General features: G+C 71.7%; 6 protein-coding genes and 1 pseudogene. 2 read left to right on the top strand and 5 right to left on the bottom strand.

Features of this window, described 5'->3' with window-relative positions; genetic code table 11:
* Positions 1-106: pseudogene (locus E2C05_RS27225) on the top strand (IS5/IS1182 family transposase); the annotation flags it as partial.
* A 153-nt stretch (positions 107-259) separates the two neighbouring features.
* A complete protein-coding gene (locus tag E2C05_RS27220; protein ID WP_133222791.1) occupies positions 260-2,005 on the top strand; it encodes a histidine kinase famiy protein in 1,746 nt (581 codons plus the stop codon).
* A 330-nt stretch (positions 2,006-2,335) separates the two neighbouring features.
* Here E2C05_RS27220 and E2C05_RS27215 read toward each other — a convergent pair whose 3' ends face one another.
* From E2C05_RS27215 to E2C05_RS27195, 5 genes are all read right to left on the bottom strand, one after another.
* Positions 2,336-2,779, bottom strand: coding sequence for a hypothetical protein (locus tag E2C05_RS27215; protein ID WP_133222790.1), 444 nt, complete (start codon positions 2,777-2,779; stop codon positions 2,336-2,338).
* Entirely contained in the window at positions 2,779-3,363 is a 585-nt protein-coding gene (locus E2C05_RS27210) for a c-type cytochrome (RefSeq protein WP_133222789.1), read from the bottom strand. The genes E2C05_RS27215 and E2C05_RS27210 overlap by 1 nt, the downstream gene beginning before the upstream one ends.
* 75 nt (positions 3,364-3,438) lie before the next feature.
* Complete coding sequence (locus E2C05_RS27205) at positions 3,439-4,692, bottom strand: PQQ-dependent sugar dehydrogenase (protein ID WP_133222792.1); 1,254 nt, start codon at positions 4,690-4,692, stop codon at positions 3,439-3,441.
* Between the two features lie 485 nt (positions 4,693-5,177).
* A complete protein-coding gene (locus E2C05_RS27200; RefSeq protein WP_158292397.1) occupies positions 5,178-5,465 on the bottom strand; it encodes a hypothetical protein in 288 nt (95 codons plus the stop codon).
* A gap of 20 nt (positions 5,466-5,485) precedes the next feature.
* On the bottom strand, positions 5,486-5,989 hold the full coding sequence (locus tag E2C05_RS27195) for a type III secretion system chaperone family protein (RefSeq protein ID WP_133222787.1): 504 nt from the start codon (positions 5,987-5,989) through the stop codon (positions 5,486-5,488).
* Positions 5,990-6,293 lie beyond the last annotated feature (304 nt).

Genomic DNA, 6,293 nt, shown 5'->3' with positions numbered 1-6,293 from the left:
TCGGCTCGCCAAGGACTGGGAGTGCCTGAACCGGTCAGGCCTGTGCTTCCTGCGCTGGGCCTCCGTCCGCCTCATGCTGCGAAGGCTCTGCCAAACCAGAACATGATCCCGGATGGACTCTTAGGCTTGCTAAGGGATACTTCCGTCCCGAGTGACAAAGTCGGAGGGTTCTGGCAGGAATCGAGGCAGCGGAGGCGCTGCGCTGGCGATTACTGCCCGGTACTTCCGCTGTCAGGCACGCAGAGGAGGGCAGACCACGGTGGACGGCCGGACCCCGGACAAGCCGCGGCAAGGCAAGCGCGCCGAGCGCGCCGAACGCGTCGACGATGCCCTTGCGGACGCAGTCGCATCCGGCCTGGCCCGGATCGACACCGCATCCCCGCTGCAGACGCGGGCCGGCGACGGCGCCTGGCCGGAACCGCGGGTGGACGGCCCCGGGCTGACCGACCGCGGGGACGTCTTCTTCGCCGCGGTCGAGCTGACGCGCATGCCGATGATCCTGACCAATCCGAACCTGCCGGACAACCCGATCGTCTTCGCCAACCGCGCATTCCAGCAGCTGACCGGCTATACCGAGAAGGAGATCGTCGGCCGCAATTGCCGCTTCCTGCAGGGCGCCCAGACCGACCGCGAGGCGGTGGAGGAGTTGCACCAGGCGATCGCCGAGGAACGGCCCATCTCCGTCGAGATCCTGAACTACAAGCGCGACGGCACGCCCTTCTGGAACGCCCTGTTCATCGCGCCGGTGCACGACACCGCCGGCAAGCTGCTGTACTTCTTCGCCTCCCAGCTGGACGTCACCCGGCGCCACACCGCCGAACAGGCCTTCCGCCAGGCACAGAAGATGGAGTCGATCGGCCAGCTCACCGCCGGCCTCGCGCATGACTTCAACAACCTGCTGCAGGTCATCTCCGGCAATCTCGACATCCTGCGCGACGAGCTGACGGAGGAGCGGCAGCGCCTGCTGGCCGACACCGCGCGGCATGCGGCGGAACGCGGCGCCAAGCTGACCAAGCAGCTGCTGGCCTTCGCGCGGAAGACCCGCCTTTCGCCCCGGCCTGTCGACCTGAACGCGCTGCTGACCGGCTTCGGCGACATGCTGGAAAGCACGGTGGGGCGGCAGATCGACCTGCAATTCACCCTGCGCCGGCGGCTGCCGACCGCGCATGTCGATCCCAACCAGCTCGAGATGGCGCTGCTGAACGTCGTCATCAACGCCCGCGACGCCATGCCGATGGGCGGCGTCATCACCATCGCCACCGGCACCGTCACGCTGGAGGGCGACGAGGTGCCGGACGGCCGCTACGTCACCGTCTCGGTCAGCGACGACGGCATGGGCATGCCGGACTATGTCCGGGAACGCGCGACCGAGCCCTTCTTCACCACCAAGCCGACCGGCAAGGGCACCGGCCTCGGCCTCGCCATGGTGCAGGGCTTCGTGCAGCAGTCGCTCGGCAAGCTCGACATCGAGAGCACGCCGGGCAAGGGCACCACCATCCGCATGGCCTTCCCCGCGCTGGATGCGGTGACGGAGGCGCAGCTCGCCGTGCCCGCCGCGGAGCGGACCGGCGAGGCCCCGCGCGGCGGCAACGAGACCATCCTGGTGGTCGAGGACAACGAGGATGTGCTGGCCCTGGCGCGGGAGCACCTGCTCTCGCTCGGCTACCGGGTGCTGGTCGCCGCCAATGCCGATGACGCGCTCGAGGTCGTGGACGCCACGGGCCAGACAATCGACCTGCTGTTCTCCGACATCCTCATGCCGGGCAGCATGAACGGCATCCTGCTGGCGGAGAAGATGCGGGACCGGATGCCCGATCTCGCCGTGCTGCTGACCACCGGCTACAACGAGGAGTTGGTGGTGGAGGCGCCACGTGCCTCCTCCATGGACGTGATCGGCAAGCCCTACCGGCGGAACGAACTGGCGGACCGGGTGCGCGCCGCGCTCGACCGGCGCGGCCAGGTCCCGCCGCCGGGCGCCGATACCGGGCCGAAGCACGAGGCCTGACGCCGGGCGGCGGACCTCCCGACGCCCGCAGGCCAGCCTAGCGCGCGGACCGCGCGGCGCCGTAGCCATGGCGATGGCCGCCAGGCTGCGGGCCGACCGCCGCGGCAGGCCCGGAACGCCAGGCGCCCCGCGGCCGCCGCGCGCCGATCGGCCGGCTGCCGCAGGCGGCAGAAGCCCGGCGTCGCGGCGACCGGCACCTGCCCGGATGCCGGGATCGGCAGGCTGGCCCCGCGGCTCGACGGGGCTGCCGCCCCGGCGGCGGGCCGCCGTTCCGCAGCGCCCGGCCTGGTCGGGAACGAGGCGATCCGGCCGCCCGTCCCGACCCGGCCCTCAGGGCAGGATGTCGGGGGCGTCGCAGGCGGCGGGGATCACTGCCTCGGCCGGCACGCCGCCTTCCGAATAGCGCTCCAGCAGGGCGCGGAATTCGCGGTAGGGCGCGCTGTCCTGCAGGGCGCGGCAGGTCCCGCCCATGCCCTCCAGCCGGTCGGGCAGGCCGCCGCGCGCCTCCACCATCTCGGTCATCCGCTCCCGCGCCTTGCGGAACTCGGCGCGCGTGCGGGTGCGGTAGCGTTCCCGCGCCTCGGCGCTGAAGGGGCAATGCGCCATGCGCTCGGCCAGCGCCTGGCGGAAGATGCGGCCCGCCAGCCCATCGCCGCAGGCATCGAATTGCCAGAGCGAGACGGCGAAGCCGCGCTCGAAGGCGGCGATGTCGTCGAGCGCGCGCGCCGGCGCGGAAAGGCCGAGCAGCGCGGCGGCCAGCAGCAGGATGCGCATCAGTCGGGATTCTCCAGATAGACCGCGAGGGCGGCGATCTCCTCCTCGGACAGCGCGCCCGCCACCTCGTTCATCGCCGCGACGCCGACGCTGGGGCGGGCGGCGGTGCGGTAGTCCTGCAGCGCCTTGGCGGTGTAGACGCGCGTCTGGTGCGCGACGGCGGGCGCCGCCTGGTTGCCGCCATAGTCGTCCATGTGGCAGGCGGCGCAGCGGTGGCGCGCGGCCGCCTGCTTGCCCCGCGCATGCAGCGCCGGGTCGGGCGCGCCGGCCGGCGGGTTGGCCCGCGGCAGGGACGCGAAATAGGCGCCGAGGTTGCGCAGTTCCTCGTCCGACAGCGCGGCCGCCAGGGTGTTCATCACCGGGTTCTGCCGCCGGCCGCTGCGGAAGAACACCAGCTGCCATTGCAGGTAGCGTTCCTTCTGCCCGGCGAGGGAGGGGATGGACGGATCGGCGGTGATGCCCTCGGCGCCGTGGCAGGTGATGCATTGCTGGGCGCGCTGCCGCCCGGCCTCGATATCGGCGGCCTTGGCGGGAACGGCCAGGCTGCACAGGGCGGCCGCAAGGGCGGCGCGAATGGGGTGCATGAAGATGTCCGGCTGAAGACGGGAAGCGGGGCCGGCCGCGCGGCGCGGCCGGCCCCTCGGGTCGACGGTTGGCGATCAGCGGCTGTAGCTGATGCGGTAGATCGCGCCGGCCCAGTCGTCGGCGACCAGGATGCTGCCGTCGCGCGCGACGATGATGTCGTTCGGCCGGCCCGAATACTCCTGCGCGCCGGTCAGCCAGCCTTCGGCGAAGACCTCCTGCCGGGCGTTCTTGCCGTCCGCGTCCACCTGCACCCGCATGATCCGGCCGCCCTGGTAGACGCGGCGGTTCCAGGACCCGTGCTCGGCGATCAGGACGTTGTTGCGGTATTCGGCCGGGAACATGCTGCCGGTGTAGAACTTCATCCCCAGCGGCGCGACATGCGCGCCGAGGTTCAGCACCGGCGGCGTGAAGTTGGCGCAGTTCTGCCCGGCATTGAATTTCGGGTCCGGCAGGTCGCCCTGGTGGCAGTAGGGATAGCCGAAATGCGTCCCGATCCGCTCCAGCCGGTTCAGCTTGTCGCTCGGCAGGTCGTTGGACAGCCAGTCGCGGGCATTCTCGGTGAACCAGAACTGGCCGGTGCGCGGGTCGATGTCGCCGCCGACGCTGTTGCGCACGCCCATCGCCACCTGCTCGCCCAGGCCGTTGGTATGCACGCGGCGGATATGCGCGGTGCCGGCCGGCGGGATGCCGATGTTGAAGGGCACGCCGACGTTGAAGTACATCGCGCCCTCCCGGTCCATGACCAGGTATTTCCAGCCATGCGCGACATAGGGCGGCAGGTCGTCATACAGCGTGACCGGCTGCGGCATGTTCTCGAGCGAGCGCTCGGCATTGTCGTAGCGCAGGATCTTGTTGATGGCGGCGACGTAGAGGGCGCCGTCGCGGAAGGCGACCCCGGTGGGCATGTTCAGCCCCTTGAGGATCGTCGCCACGCTGCGCTGGCCGTTGCGTTCGGTGACCGCATAGACATTGGTCGCGCCGAAGGACCCGACGAAGAGCGTGCCGTTGTCGCCCCAGGCCATCTGCCGCGCTTCGGGGATGCCATGCGCCCAGACCTCGATCCGGAAGCCGGGCGGCAGCTTGATCTTCTTCAGGTTCTCCTGCAGCTCGGCCAGCGGGGTCGGCGTCGCCGGCCCGACCGGCGGCGCCAGGCCCTTCTGCTCCTCCGTCTCGTCGCCCAGGAACCAGTCGGGCGGCGGGTTCTGCCAGAAGCTCGGGCGGCTGCTGTCGTAGCTCTTCAGCTGCGCCATCGCCGGTGCGGCGGTGAACAGCAAGCCGGCGGCGATGGCGGCGGTCGCGAGCAGGCCAGGGCGCTGCGGCGTGGGCATTGCGGCCACGGACGTCTCCCTCATTTCGTTTGGGTTCGTTGACCCCGGCACCCGAGACCGAACCATGCGTGCATGTGGATTGGCAAGCACAACCAAAGACCCATGGCGGGGGCGTGAGCGGCACTTCCGGCGCGCAGGCCTGTTGCGGCAGATGCAAGTCCGCAGGGACTGGTGACGGTCGGGGCCTGGCCGGCCTCGCGCCCCCGCGGCGGCACCCGCGCCGGGGGTCGAGCCGGCGATCGCGGCGACGGGTCCATGCGCCACGCGGGCGACCGGCGGGATGACGGCAGCGAGGGCACGGCCGATGCGGCCGGGGAAGGCGGGCCGACCCCACCGCGGGGCGCGTGGCCGGGCGGGCGGGCGACGGGGCCGGCGCCACGCCGTCATCCTCCGGTCCCCGTGGCCGTCCGGCGCGGTGGACGCCGCCCCCGGAAAAGGGGCTCAGGACAGGGGTCGCGCGGCCGGCGAGGGCGCGGGGGCCCGGGCTATCCCGGCGGGGCCGGTGGCGTCCGACCCGGCAGGCGCGGCGGCTGCCAGCCCATCAGTGCCAGCCAGGGCGCCCAGGCGGCTTCCCAGACCTGGATCCAGGCCAGCATGGGGTGGGCGGCTTCCATCCGCCGGCCCCAGGCTTCGAAGCCGGCCGGCGCGGTGATGCTCACCGCCACCTGTTCCGGCCCCGCCGCCCCGCCGCGGCGATGGCGGATCTCCACCTCCAGCCCGCCGGGCAGGCGCCCGACGGCGCGCATCTCCTCGGGCGGGCTGGCAGGCTGCATGACCGGTCCTTCGTTCGGTGTCAGGCCTCTCCCTGGCAGTCCAGCATGGCGGCCTGCAGGGCGTCCGCCGGCGCCTTGCCACCCCAGAGCACGAATTGGAAGGCCGGGAAGAACCGTTCGCACTCCGTCAGCGCGATGTCCACCATGTCCTCCAGGCTCTCGGCACTGGCCGACGGCGCGCCGCGCAGCAGGACCGCATGGCGGAAGACGGGCACGCCATCCTCGCTCTCCAGCCCGAAATGGCCGATCCACAGCTTCTCGTTGGCAAGGGCCAGCAATTCGAACAGCCGGTTGCGGTTCTCCGGCGGGACCTTCATGTCGAAGGCGCAGGAGAAGTGCATGGCGCTGATCTCCGGCGACCAGGAGAAGAACAGGCCATAGTCGCACCACTTGCCCGGCGCCTCGGCGGCCATCTCGCCGTCGGAGCGGCGCTCGAAGGCCCATTCATTGGCGGAGACGATCTGTTCCAGCACGTCGAGGGGGTTGGTCGCTCGGTCGCGCATGCGGGCCTGAAGACCGGACATCGCGGCACCTCCTCTTTGCCATTGGCGGGACGGCGTCCCCCGCTGCCCAGGCCCCTGTCGGTCTCTTCGGCACACAGGGTCTTGGGTGACTCGGGCAGCGATGACCACCACCTGTAGCGTACCCGGCCCCGAAACGCGGCCGCAAGGCCGGCGGTTGCCGGGCCACGCGGGATCGCGTTCCAGGCGTGTGGCATTGTCGAGCCGGTCGCAACGGCGACCGTCGGCCGGCACGGCCCGCGGCGGCGTCCGGCCCGCCGGCGGGGCAGGCGCCCGCCCGCCGGCGTGACCGCGCAGCCACGGGGCC

Origin of the sequence: Paracraurococcus ruber, assembly GCF_004353985.1 — a bacterium.
GTDB lineage: Bacteria > Pseudomonadota > Alphaproteobacteria > Acetobacterales > Acetobacteraceae > Paracraurococcus > Paracraurococcus ruber.
Note: the sequence above shows the minus strand (reverse complement) of the source record. Positions and strands in the feature narration are given on the sequence as shown.